Consider the following 16,601-nt stretch of genomic DNA (forward strand, 5'->3'; position numbering starts at 1 on the left):
TCCCTAACCCTCCCCACAAGGGGGAGGGTTAGGGACGCCGCACCGTCTCACGTCCCACATGCGATCGTCCGGCCGTCAAAACGGGGAAGCGGTGGTGGCAGCCGGATAAGGAGATCCCTTCCCTCCCCTCCATAAGGAGAAAAACTCACGCTTTCCCGTTGCGCTCCTCGAAGGCTTTTCGCGCCGCGTCGATATCAGCGTGGTGGGTCGCTGCCCATTCCCAGACCGCGCAGAAGGCGGCGCTGAGGCTTCGGCCGAGTTCGGTGAGGTTGTATTCGACTTTCGGGGGGATGACCGGATAGACCTTGCGCGACACGAAACCGTCGCGTTCCATCTGCCGCAGCGTCTGGGTCAGCATTTTCTGGCTGATGCCGCCGGTCAGCTTGCCGATCTGGGTGAAGCGCAGCGTGCCGTGTTCTTCCAGTACCTCGAGGATCAGCATGGTCCACTTGTCGGCCACCTGGCCGATGATGCCGCGCACCAGTTCTTCCAATACCGGGTCGATCTCGTCGGGGATTTTACGACCTGAGGGAGACCGCATCGACGGGCGAATTCCTTGATCCACAGTCACTCTCCTTTTGGTGCGTATAAATCTTTTGGGTGCCTTCTTCCGATAAGAGATTGATAGCCGTATTTTCCGGCCACGCAAAACGGAAAGGCGACGACCATGAAAATGAACGGCAATACGATCCTCATCACCGGCGGCAATTCGGGCATCGGCCGGGCTCTCGCCGAGGCGTTCCATGCGCTCGGCAACCAGGTGATCATCACCGGCCGGCGCCAGGCAACACTCGACGCGGTGACCGCCGCCAATCCCGGCATGAAAGGCATGGTGCTCGATCTTGCCGATGCCGACGCAATCAAGTCATCCTCGGCCGAGCTCGCGGCCGCCTATCCGTCGCTGAACGCCGTCATCAACAATGCCGGCATCATGGTGCCGGAACATATCGGCGCCGGCTCGGATTACCTCGCGACCGCCGAAGAGACGATCACCGCCAACCTGCTCGGCCCGATCCGGCTGATCGCGGCGCTGCTGCCGCAGTTGAGCACCCGGAAAGATGCTGCGATCCTGACCGTATCCTCGGGCCTTGCCTTCGTGCCGATGGCGCTGACGCCGACCTATTCCGCCACCAAGGCCGCCATGCATTCTTATTCGATGGCAATCCGCGAGCAGCTCAAGGACGCGGGGCCGCAAGTGATCGAAATCGTGCCGCCCTATGTGCAGACATCGCTGATGGGCGAACGCCAGGCGAGCGACCCGAACGCCATGCCGCTTGCCGATTTCATCTCGGAGGTCATGGATATCCTGACGCGGCAGCCGGACGTCAGGGAAGTGGTCGTCGAACGCTGCAAGCCGCTGCGTCATGCGGTCGAGAACGGCAATTTCGACGCGATGTTCAACGGCATCAATTCGATGAGCCACTGATATCGACGCGTCAACGCTCGGTCTGGCGAGGAATGGATTTAAGCAGGCACGTATGTCAGCCTGATCACCTCCTCGCCAACGCGATCGGTGGCAACAAGGCGGAGCGGTGGCCGCGGGCCGGCGAAGAACGGCTTGCCGCGGCCAAGTACGACGGGGTGGAGGTAGAGCCGGTACTCGTCGATAAGACCAAGGTCGGTCAGGCTTCCCGCGAGGTCCGGTCCGGACACCGAAATCTCCCCAGCGAGCCGAGCCTTCAGGTCACGGATCGCCGCCTCGACGTCACCTTCGACGAGGGTGGTGTTGGGGCCGACGGACTTCAACGAGCGCGACACGACCCACTTCGGCAGGCGCCGCCAGGCCGCGGCGAACTCGTGGCGCTCGGCATCCCACTCGGAGCGGTCTTCGTCCCAATAGCGCATGGTCTCGTACATGCGGCGACCATACACACTGCCCGTCAGATCACGTACGTGCTCTATCCAGTGACGAAAGAGCACGGGGCCTGTCTCCATTTTTTCGTGGTCGACATAACCGTCGAGGGACAGGTTCATTCCAAAGATGAGCTTCGCCATGTCGCAAAATCTCCACTGCAGGGTATTCAGGCCGCCTCGATCAGCAGTGCCGTCAGTTCGTCCGGCATGTCGATCGGGATGTCATGGCCGCAGGCAAGCTCCCGCACGGTCCAGCCGGGGGCGCCGCGGTATTTCTCCGACATCTGGCCGAACGGCCCGTCCCAGCCGGTCGCGACGATGAAGGTCTTTTTCGGGACGCGCTCGTAGGCGCCGGTGACTTTCAGCTTCTGCCGCAACGTGCCGGAAGGCTGAGGCGTCGCCTTGGGTGCGGCCCATAGCTCGTCCTCTTCGCGCATATGACCGCCTGGTCCTTCCGGCACAGGGATCATCGGCGCGGAATAGTCTCCCTCCGGATCGTAGTCCGTGAAACTCATGCCGTCCTCGGGAATGAAGGCCTCGACATAAACGATCGAGCGGATGCGCTCGGGTATGCGCTCGACAACGCCGGTGGCAACGATGCCGCCATAGGAATGGCCGACCAGCACGAGATCCGTCAGGTCCTTGTAGACCGCCTCGTTGACGATGTCGTCGATATGGGTATCGAGGTCGACGGACGGGCCTGCCAGGTGCTTGCGTTCGCAAAGCCCGGTCAGCGTCGGCGCATAAGCGCGGTGGCCTCCGGCATGCAGGCGGTTCAGCACCCTCTCCCAGGACCAGCCGCCGGTCCAGGCTCCGTGAACGATCAGGAATGTCAGTTTTCGATCCGCCATGGGTCTTCCTCTCAAACCAGTTGCGATTTGCAATTGGCTGAAGCTTACCAATCCAATTTCATTTTGCAACTGGTTTTTATCGAGACATAAAAAGGGAAGGCCCTCACCCTTTGGCGACATGCGGGCATCTCTTTCAACGCCTCGCATGCCCTTCAGGATGAGGGCCAACACCCGCCAAAACAGACTGTGCCGCTTACTTCTTCGCGGAAGTCAGCGCGAAGAATGCTCCCTGCGGATCGAGCGCCTGGACGATCCAGGAGCCGCCGGGGACTTCCATCGGGCCGTGGACGACCTTGCCGCCGCCTGCCGTCAACCGGGCGATGGCGGCGTCGATCGAGTCGACGATGAAATAGTAGAACCAGCAGGCCATCGGCACTTCCGCCGGCTTGGTCATCATGCCGCCGATCTGACGGCCGTTATGGGAGAAGATGTGGTAGACGCCCATCGGCCCCATGTCGAAGTCCTGGTCGAGCGTCCAGCCGAACATCTTGCCGTAGAAGTCCATGGCTTCCTTGCCGTTGCCGGCATAAAGTTCCCGCCAGCCGACATTGCCGACGGCGTCCGCGGCGAGTTCCTGCGGCGGATTCTCCATCGGCAACGGCGTCATGATGCAGATGACAGCACCATGCGGATCGGCAACCACCGCGAAGCGGCCGATGCCCGGAATGTCCTCCGGCTCGCGCTGCACGCGTCCGCCATTGGCGACATAGTCCTTGGCCATCTGGTCGACGTCGTCGACTGCGACATAACCCGTCCAGTTCGGCGGGATCTTGCCTTCGAGTTCCGGCGGAAAGTTCATCATACCGCCGATGCCGGGGCAATTGTCGCCCTCGCCCATCTCGAACAGGTAATAGGCGGGCATGTCGGGCATGCTCATTTCCTTGACTTTCCAGCCGACCACCGACGAATAGAATTTTCCACCGGCATCGGTATCGGGCGTCATCAGCTCGACCCAGATGAATTTGCCATGGGTCTCCGATCTGGTCCCAGTAACAGTCTGCAACATGGTCGTCTCCTCTCCGAATGACTGCGCCGTTCGACGCGTTGGCCGTTCGACGCGTTGATTGAGCACCCGTAAGGCTCAGCGCTTGCGGGCGTAATGTGCTTCCATGAACTGCTGCCAGGTGCCGTCCGGCTGTTTGGCGCTGGAATTGAATGTCCGGTGATCGTCGTCGGTGAAGATGATCTGCTCGCGGTAATCGCCGGTCTTGCCGGGATTGGCGAAATCCGGGCCGGTCGTGTAGAGATTAAGCGTCGATCCGTCGTCCGACACCTCCCCCTCGTAGACCCAAAGATGGTTCATCATCGTGCCGAGCCAGGTGCCGACATATTTGCCCTTGGCCGGATCGTAGCCGAGGGTGAGCATGGTGGTGGCGGGCCCACCGCCTCCCGGCATCTCGCCGCTGCCTTCGGCAACGAACCAGATGCCGTTCAGCGACCGGCAGACCTCGACCCATTTTTCGTCATGGCCCATGCTGGTGGACGTCACCTCCCAGAGGCCGACCATCCTTTCCAGAAAGCCGTGTTCGGCCTGGGGTTTGGGCATTTCCATCGCGCTCATCTTTTCCTCCTCCTCTTTTCGAAGCTCCAGAATGAACCCGTTCAATGGCAGCAGGATGAAGCCGTCTCTTGTGGTTTCTGTTCGTATTCGTCGTGACGCTTGACGAAGTTCATCGTCGAGTCCTCGTTGCGACCAAGCGGCGCCCGGTCGAGGATCATCAGCGTGCCGATCAGCTCTTCGCCGCCTCGGGCATAGCTGGAATAGGTATGAAAGACCTCGCCCGCCTCGTTCCTGTAGAAGGCTGAAAGGCCCGGCAGTTCATCATGCGCCTCGGACGGCGGCACTTCACGGAAGTTATAATACACCTTCTCCTTGGCAAGGTCTTCCTTGGAAAAGGAGACGTGATAGTCGAAATTGAAATCGCTGCCGAAGGACGAGACCCAGGGAAACTTCCAGCCCATGCGCTTCTTGTAGGCCTCGATCTTGTCGAGCGGCGCGCGGGCGACTGCGATGAAGGTGACGTCGTGGTTGTTGAGATGCGGCAGCGTGCCGTCGATATGGTCCGACAGGAAAGAGCAGCCGGGGCAGCCGGCATCCCATTCCGGACCGAGCATGAAGTGGTAGACGATCAACTGGCTGCGGCCCTCGAAAAGATCGGCGAGAGACTTTCTGCCCTTCGGCGTGTCGAACACATAATCTTTGTCGACCTTGACCCAGGGCATGGCCAGGCGCTCGGCGCGCACCTTGTCGCGCAGCTTCGTCTCTTCCTTCTCGAGCGCCAGAAGTCTGCGGCTGGCTTCCAGCCATTCCTCGCGGCTGACGACAGGATTTTTCGGGGACATGGTGACATCCATGACAGGTCTCCTCCTACACTTGACAGAATAAGTTGATATCAACATACTCTTTGCATGCTGTCAAACACCCCGACCATAGAAGTGATTCCCTTTTCGACGACGCTGCTGGTACGCGACACGTGCCTCTGCCTGCATGTACAGCGGGCGGCGCGGGCGCTGGCCCGACGTTTCGACAATGCGATGAAGCCGATCGGGCTCACCAACGGGCAGTTTTCGCTGATGATGTCGCTGAACCGGCCGCAGCCGGCGCCGATGGGCCAGGTCGCCAGCCTGCTCGCGATGGACCGCACGACGCTGACGGCGGCACTGAAAGTGCTGGAACGGCGCGGTCTGGTCGAAACCACCGTCGATCCGAAGGACCGGCGCGGCCGGCTCCTGCGCCTGACGGACGACGGAATGACGATGCTTTCCGCCGCTCTGCCGATCTGGATAAGGGTGCATGCGGAGGTCGATGCCGAGCTTGGTGAGGGCGGCCCGGAAGAACTGCGGGCGACGCTGGGCGTGATCAGGTAAGGCGGCGGCTTGACCGGAGATGGGTGCCGGAGAGATAACGAAAAACCGCCGACCTCGAATTCCGAGAACCCATGTCCCTTTCGACCTCACGCCAGATGGCTCTAGACATTGCGGATCGGCTGACGTCGGTCGAGCCTGCCACGGTGACCCGCTATTTTGCCGGCGCCGCGATACGCGTCGGCGGCGCACAGATCGGCTTCGTGATGAAGAATTCGCTGTATTTTCGCGTGGACGATGAAAGCAGGCCGCAGTTCGAAGCGCTGGACTCGCGCCCCTTTTCCTACAAGACATCCGCCCGGAATGTCCTTGTCGCGAGCTACTACGAGGTGCCTGCCGATGTGCTCGACGATGACGACCGGCTCAACGATTGGGCAACGGCCGCCTATCGCGCGGCACGGTCGTCGCCGGACAGCAAACAAAAGAAAGCGGCCGGAGCCGCTTCCTGAAAGAGGCCTGCCTCAGGCGACCGTGACCGGCACTTCGGTCGAGGTGCGCATCGCGTGGCTATAGGGGCAGACGATGTGGGCCTTGGCGGCGAGGTCTTCGGCCACCGACCGTTCGACGCCCGGGATGCTGACCAGAAGCGATACTTCGATGCCGAAACCGCCGCCGTCTTCGCGCGGGCCGATGCCGACAGTCGCCGTCACCTTGGCGTCGTCCGGGATCTTTACCTTTTCCTTGCCGGCTACGAATTTCAGCGCACCGAGGAAGCAGGCGGAATAACCGGTGGCAAAGAGCTGTTCCGGATTGGTGCCGCGGGCACCGTCGCCGCCGAGCTCCTTCGGAACCGTCAGCGTGACGTCGAGGACGCCGTCTTCCGAGGCGCCATGGCCGGCGCGGCCGCCGGTGGCGGAAGCCTTGGTGGTGTAGAGAATGGGCATGGGTCTAACTCCCTTGGTTCTAGTCCTGGGTGATAAATATTGTCCGCAATTCAATTGCGCACAATCTAATTACGCGCATTGCATTTTCCCGTCAAGCCTGCGAAAATGCGTTTGCTCGAAAAAGATAGAGCACAGGCACGTGAAGACAGGACCGTCCATGCAGAAAAAACCGCGCGACCCGGATAATTTCGGGATCGAGCTCGACGCGCAGCTGTGCTTTGCGATCTACGGCGCGGCGCATGCCTTCACGCGCACCTACAAGCCGCTGCTCGAGCCGCTCGGCCTCACCTATCCGCAATACCTGGTGATGATCGCGCTGTGGGAGGAGGACGACCAGCCGGTGAAGGCGATCGGCGACCGGCTGGGGCTCGATTCCGGCACGCTCTCCCCTCTCCTCAAGCGGCTGGAGCAATCCGGCCTCGTCGCCCGCAAGCGCGACCGCGATGACGAGCGGCAGGTGAGGATCTCGCTGACGAAAAAGGGAGCGGAGCTGAAAACCCAGGCGGCGGGCGTCGCCGGTGCGATCGGCAAGGCCGTCGGCTGCAGCTTCGAAGAGGCGGTGGCGCTGCGCGACGAACTGATCGCGCTGAAGCAGAGGCTGACCAATACGGGAAGCGAGAAAGACCCACTGCCCTCTGTTTGACAGACCTTCCACGACCGGCCGAGGCCGGTCTTCAGCAGATCGCAACGAAGCCGTCGGGCTCACGGCTTGTGGGCTTCGGGTTCGTCCGTATGGCGGCCCGAATATTGCTCGTCCAGGTCCCGGATCACGCCGTCGCCATCGACCGGATCCACCTTGCGGAGGATGACGTCGATCTTCGCCTCCAGCCGGTCGGACCCTTCCTTCGATTGCGGCGAGCCCAAAAACAGGAAGAAGGCCAGGCCCCCGACCTGCCAGAGCAGCTGCAGGAATTCCGACTGCCAGTTTTCAAAAGTGTCGCGCAACATTTCCGTCAGATAGGGGGAAAATTCGACCGGCTGTCCGTGTTCGGCCTGTTCCTGCACGAAGGCAAACCAGCCGAACAGCCAATGCCCGACAAGACTGAAAACGAAAAATGCCAAGGTTATCCAGGCGTAGCTATACGCCCGCCATAGTGAATGCTGCTGCATGGCTTCCTCCAGAACGCCCCGCGCAAAGTAACGACAAAGTTCCGAGGTGGTTCCCGCAGAGATCAGGTTCGACTTAGGTGATCTGAGACGATCCGGTCGATCCAGCGGCGGTGCTGTTCCTTGACCAGCGGGTTCGTTCCGGGTTCGCCGGCAACCGTGATCAGCGCTTTCCAAAGACACCAGCCGCGCGCCCTTTCCCAGGTCTCCGCGTCGAGCCCCACCCGGTTGCGGAAAGCGCGGGCAGCCGGTTCGTCGAACAGAGTCCAGGCGATGACGAGGTCGCAGGCCGGGTCGCCGGTGCCGGAACTGCCGAAATCGATCACCGCGGCAAGCCGTCCGCCGCGCACCAGGAGATTGCCCTCGGCGACGTCGCCATGCACCCAGACCGGCCTGTTCTTCCAGGTCGAGGCGAGCGCCCGTTCCCATATTTCGGTGATCAGCGGCACATCGATTTCGCCCGAGAGAATGTCGATCGAGCGGCGCGTCTCCGCGTCATAGACTTCCAACGATCCGCCGCGGAAAAAGTTATGGGTGCCGGCCGGCGGGCCGTCGGATGCGTCGATCTTCCAGAGCGCCAAGAGGAAAACCGCGACGTCCTCTGCAAAAACGGTGAGGTCGGCGATCGTCTGGAGGCTGGATCGGTCACCCGCTATCCAGGCATAGACCGACCAGGGCCAGGGATAACCTCCGCCCGGTTTTCCGAGCCCGAGGGGCACGGGAATGGGAAGTGGCAATCGGGGGCCAAGCGCCGGCAGGTAGCGATGCTCCTTCTCCACCTGCGCGACGTAACGCTCGGCGCTGGGCAGGCGCACCAGCATGCTGTCGCCGAGGTGGAAGGTGCGGTTGTCCCAGCCGCCGTTCGCGACCGGCCGCACGTCCAAGCCCGCCCATTCCGGGAATTGTTCGGCGATCAGCCCCCTGACGAGAGGGACATCGATTTCAACCATGTAAATCTCCCGGCACGGCGGATCAGGCCGGGTTGATAGCAGCCCTCTGTGACAGAAAGGCCTACTGCCACACCACGATGCGCGCTTTTTCCGGCACGCGGTCGTAGAGGTCGATGATATCCTGGTTCATCAGCCGCACGCAGCCCGACGACGCGGCGGTGCCGATCGAATTCCATTCCGGCGAACCGTGCAGGCGGTAGAGCGTGTCCTTGCCGTTCTGGAAGATGTAGAGCGCACGGGCGCCGAGGGGGTTCAGAAGGCCGGGCGGCATGCCGCCGTTCTTTGCCGAATACTTGGTCAGTTCCGGCTGGCGCGCGACCATCTCGTCCGGCGGTGTCCATTTCGGCCATCTCTGCCGCCACTGGATGACGCCCTCGCCCTGCCAGGCAAAACCCTCGCGGCCGATGCCGACGCCGTAGCGCATGGCAGTGCCGCCCGGCTCGATGAGGTAGAGGAAGCGGGAGGCCGTGTCGACCACCACCGTGCCCGGGCGTTCGCCGGTCGGATCGACGACCTGCTGGCGATAATAGCGCGGGTTGACCTGGCGATAGGGGATTGCCGGGATGACGAAACCGCCGTCGACCACGGTGCCGTACATGACATCCAGTTCCGACGAGGGGCCTTCAATAGGCTCCGGACGAAAGGCAACCGTCGTCGCCAGCGGGCGCGGCACGGACGAGGCGCAGCCGGCAAGCGTGGAGGCGGCGCCCGCGCCGAGGAGAGACAAAAAACTCCGGCGGGAAAAGGAAGGGTTCAGGATCATCTGAGGCAGGACCGCTCGATAGTAAAACGCAGGGAACAGCAAAATCGCTCTTTAACGGCAGGGCGGTCGAAAGGTTCCGACTCGCTCCTTGAGCTGGAGGATAGGTCTGCGGTCCTTAATCAACTATTCACGAGACCTACACGGCAGTTCAATCCCCTGAGATGACGAATAAAAAAGAGCGGCAACGCCGCTCTTTCCGTTCGTTGAAGAGAATGTTTCCGTGGTCAGATGACCACGATCGCCGTGCCCGAAGGAACGCGGTCGAAGAGGTCGATGACATCCTGGTTGAGCATGCGCACGCAGCCGGACGAGGTCTGCTTGCCGACGGACTGCCAGTCCGGCGTGCCGTGCACGCGGTAGAGCGTGTCCTGGCCATCCTTGAAGATATAGAGCGCGCGGGCCCCGAGCGGATTGTTGAGGCCCGGATTGGCACCTCCCTCGGCGGCCGAAAATTTACGCAGGTCCGGCTGGCGGGCGACCATCTCGTCCGGCGGCGTCCAGCGCGGCCATTCCGCCTTGCGCTGGATCACGCCGCGGCCCTGCCACGAGAAACCGGCCTTGCCGAGGCCGACGCCGTAGCGGATCGCCTTGCCGCCCGGCTGCACGAGATAGAGGTAACGTTCCCTGGTATCGACGACGATCGTGCCCGGCGCTTCGTTGGTGCGGTAATCGACGTCCTGGCGCAGATATCGGGCATCGATGCGCGAATAGGGGATGGCCGGAAGCGTGTGGCCGTCGTCGCGGATGACCCCGTACATGGCCCGGTGGACCGGATTGGAAACCGGCAGTCCATAGGTCTGGTGGAAAGTCGACGGATAGAGCTGGCGCTTGTGCGGAATGGCGCCCGGCATCGGAGGCGGCTGGTTCGACGGCGGATCGGCATAGGGCGCGACGTTGAAGACCGGCGCCGTCTGCTGCACGAAGACGTCCGGGTTCATGCGACTGGTATCGGTGACCAAGGGAATCTGGCAGCCACTGAGCGCCACGGACGCGGCAAGCATGACGGAAAGGCCAAGGGGTCGGAGGAAAGGTCGAAAGGAGAATGGCATGGGAACCCGCTTCCAGCAGATGAAGTCCCGCCGACAATGGCAGATGCGGCTGGCGCGAAGCTGGTGGAACCGTTCACGCGTGCCAGCCAGCACCGGCATGGGCCACCAATGCAGGACGGCGTGCCATGCGGGCATCGAAATCGCGGGCGATATCTGCCAGCGTCACCTTGCCGAAGCGGCTGAGAAGCAGCTTTTCTGCCTCCTCGAAAGCTTCGGAAAGGGCTGCATTGACCGCCTGCTCCACCAGGCATGCCGGCTGGTCGCAGGCAGGGCCGACCGCAAAGACCGCAGGTTCGCCGACCGCTTCGTAGATATCGAGCAACGTCATTTCCGACAGCGGGCGACCCAGTCTCCAGCCGCCGCCGTGGCCCTTCTCCGAGCTCACATAGCCCTTCTCCCGAAGCCCCGCCATGGTGCGGCGGACCACGACCGGATTGGTGTTGAGCATCGCGGCAATGGTTTCCGACGTGGCCGCGCCTTCGTGGCGATCCATATGGATCAGCACATGCAGCATGCGGGACAGGCGGCTGTCATGTCTCATCGCGGCGCTCCCTACGCGTTTTCGGCCGTGCATTCCTAACACGTGCATTCCTAACACGCGCATTCATTCGCAACAACATAAGTTACGAACCTATTGACCGCGCGCCATCATGTAACTTATGTTGTTTCAAGACTCATGAGGAGGATTTCGCATGGATTACGAAGCGATCGTCATCGGCGGCAGCTATGCCGGCCTCTCCGCCGCCCTGCAGCTCGCCCGCGCCCGGCGGCGCGTCCTCGTCATCGACGACGGCCGCCGCAGAAACCGTTTTGCCGAGACTTCTCATGGGTTCCTCACCCGCGACGGGGAACGGCCCGAGATCATCGCCGGCGAGGCCCGCTCCCAGCTGATGGCCTATCCGACCGTCGAATGGCTCGACGCACGGGCCGACGATGCCCGGAAAAGCGACGCCGGTTTCTCGGTGACATCAGGGGGCAGAGAGCTTGCGGCGAAACGGCTGGTGCTCGCCGTGGGCGTCAAGGATCACCTGCCCGAGATCCCCGGGCTGATCGACCGGTGGGGCAAAAGCGTCTTTCATTGCCCCTATTGCCACGGTTACGAATTGAACCGCGGACAGGTCGGCGTGATCGGCGTCTCCGCCATGTCGATGCATCACGCGCTGATGCTGCCCGACTGGGGACCGACCACCCTGTTGCTCAACGATGCGTTCCGGCCTGACGAGGAACAAGCCGGCCAGCTGGCGGCGCGCGGCGTCACCATCGAGGAAACCCCGATCTCATCGATCGGCGGCCATGCCGAAATCCTGCTGCAGGATGGCCGGGCCTTGAGTTTCGCCGGACTTTTCGTGCTGTCGCGAACGGAACTGGCAAGTCCCATCGCCGAACAGCTCGGCTGCGCCCTGGAGGACGGCCCGGTGGGCAAATTCATCCGCACCGACATGACCCAGCAGACCAGCATTCCCGGCGTTTTCGCCTGCGGCGATGCAGCCCGCGCGGCGGGCTCGGTGGCGATCTCCGTCGGTGACGGCGCCATGGCGGGCGCGGGGACACACCGGTCGCTGATGTTCGGGTAATTCCTATGACATCCTCTTCACGGGATGCGGCTTCACAGGATGCGGCGGGCCTGTTCCGGTGACGGAAGCCAGCAGGCCTCTCGCCGTCCGAAGATGCGATAGCGATTTCTGGCGATTAGGCGATAAAGCGGATCGCGAATGAACCGCGGCACCAGCCTGATGACCGACAGCGCCTTCCAAGGCCATCCGAGCCCGTCATAGATTGCCAGGACCGCGTCGCTGTCGCGCAGGACGCTCTGCCCATCCACGACGATCATGGTTTCGGGGTTTTCGGGATCGATCCCGCACCGACGGTACAGCGCTGCGCCGACCTCGCCCTGCATCGACGCCAGGCGGAACCTTGCGGCGCGATCATGCCGAAGCACGAACTGGTGTTGGCCGAACACAGGACGCACATCGCATCGAAGACGATGATCGGCCCGCCCAAATCCATTCCGTTGCTACCGCTCATACATGCGCTCCGGCGAAGGCTCGGCCTTAACCCGTGACCTGGTTGAAGAAGCGGATGCTTTCGGCGACCGCGCCCGGCACAACGCCGTTGTGGTTGCCGGGCAGGAGCTTGGCCTCGATCTCAACGCCGGCTGATTTCGCCCGGTCCACCAGCAGCCGGTGATCGGCGTCGAAGGGCCGCTCCTCGGTGCCGCGCAGCAGGAGCGTCGGGCATTTGAGGCTGTGTCCGAAGCAGACCGAAGAGCGCATGATGAATTCCTTCTGGTCGCTCTCGTCGAAACGCACTTCCCGCTCGAACCGGCCGAAATAACGCCAGGAATTGACGCCCGCCGAGATCGGCGCTGAGGCGCGGAACTTTCGCGTCATCGAGGCGAGCAGCGCCAGCGTGCCGCCATTCGAATGGCCGGCGAGGAAGAAGCGGTTCTTGTCGATTCCCGGCAGTTGCTCCAGATAGGCGGCTGCCGCCAGCGCGTCCGAAGTCTCGTCGTAGAAGCCCGAATAATTGCCGGCCTGGCCGTTTTCGCCGCGGAACGAGGGCAGCATGACGACGTAACCCGCTTCCCAATAGGCCTTCATCAGTTCCCAATGGCCGTCGCCGGTGGCGTTGCCGCCATGCAGGAAAAGGACCGCGGGTTTCAGTTTCGCGGAAGGCTCGTAGGTCGAGATCCAGGCGATCAGCTCGATCGAGCCGTCCGGTCCGCCGCGATACATTACCTTTTTCGAACCGGCGGGCGTGCCGAGCGGGGGCGACTGTTCGGGGGACGGGCCCTTGCGGATGAGGTTGGTGTGGAAATGCCGGCGGGCATCGCCGTAATCCTCCTTTTCGAGCGGAGGGACTTGGGGAACAGGAAACTCCGCGCGGGCCGCGGTCGGCAGCATGGCTGCAACCGAGAGGCCGGCGGCACCGGCCAGCAGGGCACGGCGGGTCAGACCGCCGTCTTCCATGAGATTTCGGGAAGGAAGAATGCGGTGATCTGTCATATGTGATGAGCCTGAAGAGCGTTTCGCCGGGCCGATATCAGCATTTGCAGGAAACGCTGTCCATTCACTCATTCGCGAACTTCATAGGAAAACCCGAGGCTTGGATTGCCTACAGCTTCTTCGCGCGCATCGCATCCTTCTCCTTGCGCCACTGAACGACCGCCTGAAGAAACGGTCCGGCAGTCACGCCAAGAACAGCGCCGCCGACCACCCATCCGAGAGCGGCGCCGCCCAGAAGTCCCTGGCCGACATAAGCGGCCGCGACGCAGCCAATGAGCGCGACAATACCCTTGATGATAAAGCTCGATTTCGTCATGTCGTTATCCCCCAGGAACCAAGATCTGCAATATCGCGGTTTAGATAGGCGAATTTCGCTACATTCAACCCTCGCGTGCCTCCACCATTGCCGTCAGGGTCGCCAGCCGGTCGGCGTCGCGCGGCAGCTTGTCCTGGCGCAGGCGGGCGATCCGCGGAAAGCGCATGGCGACGCCCGACTTGTGGCGGGTCGAGCGGTTGATGCCCTCGAAGGCGACTTCCAGCACGAAACCGAAATCCGGTTCCGCACGCACCGCCCGGACCGGCCCGAAACGGTCGACCGTGTTGTCGCGCACGAACTTGTCGAGCACTTCGAGCTCCGCATCGGTAAAGCCGAAATAGGCTTTTCCGACTGGCACCAGTTCCTCGCCATCAGGCGTTTCGGCCCAGACGCCGAAGGTGAAGTCGGAATAATAGCTCGACCGCTTGCCGTGGCCGCGCTGGGCATAAAGCATCACCGCGTCGATATTGTAGGGGTCCCGTTTCCACTTGAACCACGGCCCCTTGAGGCGGCCGGCCTGGTATGGGCTGTCCTTGCGCTTGATCATCACCCCTTCGATGACCGGATCGGGTGGTGCGACGCGGATGCGGTCGAGCTCGTCCCAGGTGGTGAAGGGCACGAGATCGGAGAGGTCGAAACGGTCAAGCGGCGCCCGCTGGATGATGTCGCCGAGGCGTTTGCGGCGTTCGCGAAAACTCTCGGCGCGGATATCGAGGTCTCTTTCGAACAGCAGGTCGTAGGCGCGCACGAAGGCGGGGTAGTCGTCGAGCATCTTGGCCGTCACCGTCTTTCGGTTCAGCCGCTGCTGCAGGTCGGAGAAGGTGCGGGTCGGATTGTTGGAGCGGGCGGTGCCGCCGACCAGAAGTTCGCCGTCGATGACGCCTTCGAAATTGATCGATCCGACGACATCCGGAAAGGCGCCGGTGATGTCGTCGCCAGAGCGGGAATAGAGCTTCTTGGTGCCGCCGTAGCTCGACATCTGCACGCGGATGCCATCCCATTTCCACTCGGCGGCGTAATCGGCGGGGTCCAGCTTTTCGAGATCGCCGGTCTCCACCGGATTGGCCAGCATGACCGAGTGGAAGATTGCCGGCGTGGCGAGGACCGGCTTTTCCGCCCTGCCCTCCAGCCAGGCGAAGAGCGGTTCATAGGGCGGCGTCAATCCATGCCAGAGCGTCTCGATTTCGGTGACGTCCTTTCCACTCATGTCCGACAGCGCCTGCTTGGCGAGACGGGCGGAGACGCCGATGCGGAGCGCGCCGGTGACGAGCTTCAGGAAGGCGAAACGGCTCGACGTATCGAGCTTGTCGAGCAGATCGCGCACGGCGGAGCGCACCTCGGTGCGGCCGAGCGAATTCATTCTGGTGACGACCTCGCCGAGCCGTGGCTGGTGCTCGTCATCGATTTCGTCCTTGCGGGTGCCGTCCCACACCAGCGAAATGGTCTCGGCGAGATCGCCGACATAATCGTAGGAATACTGGAACAAGACGGAATCCATGCGTTCCAGCACGAGGTCGCGCAGCATGGCCGGCTTGACGCTTTTCAGATCGAGCCCGCCGGCGAGAGCGGCCAGGCCGTAACCGCGGTCGGGATCGGGCGTATCGCGAAAGTAGTCGGCGAGAAGGGTGAGCTTGCCGTTTCGGGATGGGGTGAGGACGAGGCGGTCCAGGAGGGTGGCGAAGGGTTTCACTTTTGCCACCTCGTCAAGGGCGTGCCGTGTGGCTTACCCCCCTCTGCCTTGCCAGGCATCTCCCCCACAAGGGGAGAGATCGAATCGCGGCAATGTTTAGCCACCAGCAAACGTCGAAGACCAGGCGACGCAGGCGCGTCTTGCCGATCTCCCCCCTTGAGGGGGAGATGGCCGGCAGGCCAGAGGGGGGTGACGCCGATTCGGCGAGCGGAAAAGACCGTCCCCATCAATCCCCCTCATCCTCGTAACCCACCAGATGCAGCGGCCGGGCGGGGATGTTCTTCAGCTCGCACCAGCGCACCAGCGCCTCCTCGCGGCCATGCGTCACCCAGACTTCGGATGGGCCGATCTCCTCGATGGTCGACAGCAGTTCCGGCCAGTCGCAGTGATCGGAGATGACCAGCGGCAGTTCGACGCCCCCTTGTTTGGCGCGCTGGCGCACCATCATCCAGCCCGAAGCAAAGGCGATCAGCGGTTCGTTGAAGCGGCGCGCCCAGCGATCCTGGAAAGCCGAGGGCGGGCCGACGATGACGGCGCCCTTGAAGGCGTCGGGGCTGCTCTTCTCGATGGTCGCGGGTCTTATGTCGCCGAGATCGATGCCCTGGCCGACATAATAATCGCAGAGTTTCGCCAAGGCGCCATGGATGAAGATCGGCTCATGATACCCGCAATCGCGGATCAGCCGGATCACCCGCTGCGCCTTGCCGAGCGCATAGGCGCCGACGAGATGACTGCGTTCGGGGAACTGTTTCAGCGAGGTCAGCAGCTTGTCGATTTCGTCTTTCGGGTCCGGGTGGTGGAAGACCGGCAGGCCAAAAGTCGCCTCGGTGATGAAGACGTCGCAGGCGACCGGCACGAAGGAGGCGCAGGTGGGATCGTCGCCCCGTTTGTAGTCGCCCGAAACCACGATCCGCAGACCGTCCTTTTCGATGGCGATCTGGGCAGAACCGAGCACGTGGCCGGCGGGATGAAAACTCACCCGCACACCATCGACGTCGATCTCCTCGCCGAAGGCGGCTGCCTGTTCCTCGCCACAAAAATCCTCACCGTAGCGCAGCCGCATGATGTCGAGCGTCTGGCGGGTCGCCAGAACCTTGGCATGGCCGGCGCGGGCATGGTCGGAATGGCCGTGGGTGATCAGCGCCCGCTCGACGGGACGGACCGGATCGACATGGAAACGGCCGATGGGGCAGAACAGCCCGGCCGGGGTGGGATGAAGCAGCGCCTCTGGTTTCATGCCCTTGAAGATAGGGCAAAAACGCCGCCG

21 protein-coding genes and 1 pseudogene are annotated in these 16,601 nt (G+C 62.6%); 5 read left to right on the forward strand and 17 right to left on the reverse strand.

Going from position 1 to position 16,601, the window contains the following annotated elements; all coding sequences use genetic code 11:
* Positions 1-145: 145 nt before the first annotated feature.
* Positions 146-541: a helix-turn-helix domain-containing protein gene (locus C5J26_RS11465; RefSeq protein WP_105401888.1), complete on the reverse strand. Its 396-nt coding sequence runs from the start codon at positions 539-541 to the stop codon at positions 146-148.
* A gap of 126 nt (positions 542-667) precedes the next feature.
* On the opposite strand from C5J26_RS11465, the gene C5J26_RS11470 reads away from it, so the two are divergent.
* On the forward strand, positions 668-1,426 hold the full coding sequence (locus C5J26_RS11470) for an SDR family oxidoreductase (protein WP_105401889.1): 759 nt from the start codon (positions 668-670) through the stop codon (positions 1,424-1,426).
* A 38-nt stretch (positions 1,427-1,464) separates the two neighbouring features.
* On the opposite strand, the gene C5J26_RS11475 is transcribed toward C5J26_RS11470, so the two are convergent.
* The 5 genes from C5J26_RS11475 to C5J26_RS11495 all read right to left on the reverse strand — a co-directional run bounded on the left by C5J26_RS11475 (position 1,465) and on the right by C5J26_RS11495 (position 5,060).
* Positions 1,465-1,995 carry a dihydrofolate reductase family protein gene (locus tag C5J26_RS11475; RefSeq protein ID WP_105401890.1) on the reverse strand — a complete coding sequence of 177 codons (531 nt, stop codon included), beginning with the start codon at positions 1,993-1,995 and terminating at the stop codon, positions 1,465-1,467.
* A gap of 26 nt (positions 1,996-2,021) precedes the next feature.
* Positions 2,022-2,705, reverse strand: coding sequence for an alpha/beta fold hydrolase (locus C5J26_RS11480; protein WP_172745830.1), 684 nt, complete (start codon positions 2,703-2,705; stop codon positions 2,022-2,024).
* 193 nt (positions 2,706-2,898) lie between these two features.
* The gene (locus C5J26_RS11485; RefSeq protein WP_105401892.1) at positions 2,899-3,711 is read right to left on the reverse strand and encodes a VOC family protein; all 813 of its coding nucleotides are present in this window, start codon (positions 3,709-3,711) and stop codon (positions 2,899-2,901) included.
* Between the two features lie 75 nt (positions 3,712-3,786).
* Positions 3,787-4,266 carry a DUF1579 domain-containing protein gene (locus C5J26_RS11490; RefSeq protein ID WP_371681912.1) on the reverse strand — a complete coding sequence of 160 codons (480 nt, stop codon included), beginning with the start codon at positions 4,264-4,266 and terminating at the stop codon, positions 3,787-3,789.
* 41 nt (positions 4,267-4,307) lie between these two features.
* Positions 4,308-5,060 (reverse strand): thioredoxin family protein, encoded by a 753-nt coding sequence (locus C5J26_RS11495; protein WP_206051174.1) that lies wholly within the window; start codon positions 5,058-5,060, stop codon positions 4,308-4,310.
* Between the two features lie 57 nt (positions 5,061-5,117).
* Between C5J26_RS11495 and C5J26_RS11500 the strand changes: the two genes are divergently transcribed.
* Together C5J26_RS11500 and C5J26_RS11505 are read left to right on the forward strand one after the other, a co-directional pair.
* Positions 5,118-5,573: a MarR family winged helix-turn-helix transcriptional regulator gene (locus C5J26_RS11500; protein WP_046664868.1), complete on the forward strand. Its 456-nt coding sequence runs from the start codon at positions 5,118-5,120 to the stop codon at positions 5,571-5,573.
* Between the two features lie 71 nt (positions 5,574-5,644).
* Positions 5,645-6,019, forward strand: a complete 375-nt coding sequence (locus C5J26_RS11505; protein WP_046664447.1) for a TfoX/Sxy family protein — start codon at positions 5,645-5,647, stop codon at positions 6,017-6,019.
* Between the two features lie 12 nt (positions 6,020-6,031).
* Here C5J26_RS11505 and C5J26_RS11510 read toward each other — a convergent pair whose 3' ends face one another.
* Entirely contained in the window at positions 6,032-6,454 is a 423-nt protein-coding gene (locus C5J26_RS11510) for an organic hydroperoxide resistance protein (RefSeq protein ID WP_046631314.1), read from the reverse strand.
* Positions 6,455-6,611: 157 nt separating this feature from the next.
* On the opposite strand from C5J26_RS11510, the gene C5J26_RS11515 reads away from it, so the two are divergent.
* On the forward strand, positions 6,612-7,097 hold the full coding sequence (locus C5J26_RS11515; protein ID WP_206051175.1) for a MarR family winged helix-turn-helix transcriptional regulator: 486 nt from the start codon (positions 6,612-6,614) through the stop codon (positions 7,095-7,097).
* A gap of 59 nt (positions 7,098-7,156) precedes the next feature.
* Here C5J26_RS11515 and C5J26_RS11520 read toward each other — a convergent pair whose 3' ends face one another.
* From C5J26_RS11520 to C5J26_RS11540, 5 genes are all read right to left on the reverse strand, one after another.
* Complete coding sequence (locus C5J26_RS11520; protein WP_105401895.1) at positions 7,157-7,564, reverse strand: DUF6766 family protein; 408 nt, start codon at positions 7,562-7,564, stop codon at positions 7,157-7,159.
* 62 nt (positions 7,565-7,626) lie between these two features.
* A complete protein-coding gene (locus C5J26_RS11525; RefSeq protein ID WP_105401896.1) occupies positions 7,627-8,511 on the reverse strand; it encodes an aminoglycoside phosphotransferase family protein in 885 nt (294 codons plus the stop codon).
* 61 nt (positions 8,512-8,572) lie between these two features.
* Positions 8,573-9,274: a L,D-transpeptidase gene (locus C5J26_RS11530; RefSeq protein ID WP_105402179.1), complete on the reverse strand. Its 702-nt coding sequence runs from the start codon at positions 9,272-9,274 to the stop codon at positions 8,573-8,575.
* 224 nt (positions 9,275-9,498) lie between these two features.
* Positions 9,499-10,275, reverse strand: coding sequence for a L,D-transpeptidase (locus C5J26_RS11535; protein ID WP_245437345.1), 777 nt, complete (start codon positions 10,273-10,275; stop codon positions 9,499-9,501).
* 121 nt (positions 10,276-10,396) lie between these two features.
* A complete protein-coding gene (locus C5J26_RS11540) occupies positions 10,397-10,864 on the reverse strand; it encodes an Rrf2 family transcriptional regulator (protein WP_105401898.1) in 468 nt (155 codons plus the stop codon).
* Positions 10,865-11,015: 151 nt separating this feature from the next.
* On the opposite strand from C5J26_RS11540, the gene C5J26_RS11545 reads away from it, so the two are divergent.
* Positions 11,016-11,897, forward strand: coding sequence for an NAD(P)/FAD-dependent oxidoreductase (locus C5J26_RS11545; protein ID WP_105401899.1), 882 nt, complete (start codon positions 11,016-11,018; stop codon positions 11,895-11,897).
* Positions 11,898-11,929: 32 nt separating this feature from the next.
* On the opposite strand, the pseudogene C5J26_RS11550 reads toward C5J26_RS11545, so the two are convergent.
* The 5 genes and pseudogenes from C5J26_RS11550 to C5J26_RS11575 all read right to left on the reverse strand — a co-directional run bounded on the left by C5J26_RS11550 (position 11,930) and on the right by C5J26_RS11575 (position 16,571).
* Positions 11,930-12,348 (reverse strand): annotated as a pseudogene (locus C5J26_RS11550) (thiol-disulfide oxidoreductase DCC family protein).
* Positions 12,349-12,374: 26 nt separating this feature from the next.
* Positions 12,375-13,328, reverse strand: a complete 954-nt coding sequence (locus C5J26_RS11555) for an alpha/beta hydrolase family protein (protein ID WP_371681913.1) — start codon at positions 13,326-13,328, stop codon at positions 12,375-12,377.
* A 109-nt stretch (positions 13,329-13,437) separates the two neighbouring features.
* On the reverse strand, positions 13,438-13,644 hold the full coding sequence (locus C5J26_RS11560) for a hypothetical protein (RefSeq protein WP_105401901.1): 207 nt from the start codon (positions 13,642-13,644) through the stop codon (positions 13,438-13,440).
* Between the two features lie 64 nt (positions 13,645-13,708).
* Positions 13,709-15,334, reverse strand: coding sequence for a cisplatin damage response ATP-dependent DNA ligase (locus C5J26_RS11565; RefSeq protein WP_105401902.1), 1,626 nt, complete (start codon positions 15,332-15,334; stop codon positions 13,709-13,711).
* Between the two features lie 226 nt (positions 15,335-15,560).
* Positions 15,561-16,571 carry a ligase-associated DNA damage response exonuclease gene (locus C5J26_RS11575; RefSeq protein WP_105401903.1) on the reverse strand — a complete coding sequence of 337 codons (1,011 nt, stop codon included), beginning with the start codon at positions 16,569-16,571 and terminating at the stop codon, positions 15,561-15,563.
* Positions 16,572-16,601 lie beyond the last annotated feature (30 nt).

The organism is Neorhizobium sp. T7_12 (genome assembly GCF_002968535.1).
Lineage (GTDB): Bacteria > Pseudomonadota > Alphaproteobacteria > Rhizobiales > Rhizobiaceae > Neorhizobium > Neorhizobium tomejilense.